This window comes from Schnuerera sp. (assembly GCF_035459645.1).
In the GTDB taxonomy this organism is placed as follows: Bacteria; Bacillota; Clostridia; order Tissierellales; family Tepidimicrobiaceae; genus Schnuerera.
Map to the genome: position 1 here is coordinate 1 of NZ_DATHXO010000544.1, position 2,194 is coordinate 2,194.

Genomic DNA, 2,194 nt, shown 5'->3' on the forward strand with positions numbered 1-2,194 from the left:
CAAGGTGAAGAATCTAAAAGAAAATTTGACTGGCGTGTAATGTCAAAAAATGAAGATGCATTCTCTATTCAAGCTGATGCTATTAAAGAAGAGATTATGCGTATAGTAATGGAAGAGATTCAAAATGAATCTTTTGATGAAGAGGATACCCAAAATAAAATTCAAAAAATTTCCAAATATTTTAAATATGAATACAAGGATTTAAATGAGTTATGGGCTACACGTACTCTTGAATATCTTTGGAGACAGCAAGATATGAAAAGGAAGTTCTTTCAGGGCTTTAGAGATTGTCTTGTTAAAGGCAGAGAAATATACAGAATAGATGATGTTGGTGGAGAACCTGCAATAATTAAATGTGATCCTAAGAATGTTTATTTTGTAAGAAAAGGGGACTCTCATAAAATTGAAGATTCTGATATAATTATAGAAGCTTCTTATGAGCCTATAGGTAAAACTATTGATGAGTTTTATAATTATTTATCACCAGAAGAAATAGATGAGATTGAAGGTGGTATGGAACGTCTAAATCAAAAGAGTTCAAGTGGAGTATTAAATCATCAAAATGCATTTCCTGTACTTTCAGCTAATAGTCAGATAGGTGGTATTTCTTCTGATAGTAATGATCCTTCCCTTATAGCTATAGGTATGTATAACTTACCTTTTGATTATGAGGGTAATGTGAGAGTACTTAGAGTAAGGTGGATGGGAAGGCGTAAAATAGGCAAGCTTACTTATTTTAATATAATTACAGGAGATGAAGAACAAAGATACGTATCTGAAAATTATAAGGTAAAGAAAGAATTAGGTGAATCTGTAGAATGGATTTGGGTTAATGAGGCTTATGAAGGTACTCGTATAGGTCAGGATATTTATATCAAAACTCAACCCAGAGAAATACAAATGCGTCATTTTGATAATCCCAGTAAATGCTTTCTTGGTTACGTAGGTACTGATTATGGCAAGTCTTTAATGGCAAGAATGGAGCCTTATCAATATCTGTATAACGTATATATGCGTAGAGTAGAACTGTTCTATGCAAGGTATCACGGTCCAATGATGGAGTGGGATTTATCTAAAAAACCTGATGATTGGACTGAGGATATGTGGATGTATTATGGTGATGTACTTGGTAAACTTGTTATTGATAACTTCAATGAAGGTAAAAAAGGCGCAGCTACTGGCAAACTTGCAGGTAATATTAATAATACTTCTGGAAGAGTAATTGATGCAGGAGCATCTAATTATGTACAACAGTTACTACTTATGTTGCAGTATATTGAGAAACAAATGGGCGAGATTGCTGGTGTTAACCAACAACGGCAAGGTCAGGTAGATAATAGAGAGACTGTAGGAGGTATTGAAAGGGCTGTTACACAATCCAGCCATATTACTGAGAAGTGGTTCTTTATTCATGATGAAACTAAGAAAAGAGCTTTACTTGCATTACTTGATACCGCTAAACAAATATGGAAACATAATAAATCCAAAAAGCTTGCTTTCATAATGGACGATATGTCAAGAGTAACTATGGATATTAATGGTGAAGACTTTGCCTCATCTGAATATGATATCTTTGTTACTGATAGTAGTGATGATTTGAAAATTCGTCAAACTATTGAGCAACTTTCACACGCTTATGTACAGAATGGTGGTTCTATATCATTACCAATTAAAGTTCTTAGAAGTGATAGTATTACTGCTATGAGTAAACTTATTGAAGAAGAAGAGGCTATGATGCAACAGCGTAATGAAGAGCTTGAGAGTAGAAAACTTGAAACACAACAAGCTATGAAACAGGCAGAACTTCAGGATAAACAAGCTGATAGAGATCTTGAATATTATAAAATAGATAAAGATGCCGAAACTAAGTTAATTATAGCAGGTATACAACCTGAAGAGGATAATACGCTTGAACAGGAAAAGCTTGAGTTACAGCGTAAGAAACAAGAAGATGATAAAACCTTAAAAGAAAAAGATATAAATATAAAGAAAACACAAGTTGATGAAACTATAAGGCATAACAAGGCTTCAGAACAAATTTCTAAAAGTAAAACTACAACTAAGAAATAATGTGGATATTTATTAAAGGATGGTATTATAATTTAGATAATATTGTCAAACTATCTTTTCTTGATAATCAATTAAGATTTAAGGAAGCAGATAGTAAAGATATAACTATAGTATATGACTTAGA

General features: G+C 32.5%; 1 protein-coding gene. It reads left to right on the top strand.

What is annotated here, in order from left to right:
• Window positions 1–2,070: cell envelope integrity TolA family protein (locus tag VK998_RS12760; RefSeq protein ID WP_325229010.1), on the top strand; the 2,070-nt coding region annotated here is incomplete at its 5' end.
• Window positions 2,071–2,194: the final 124 nt, after the last annotated feature.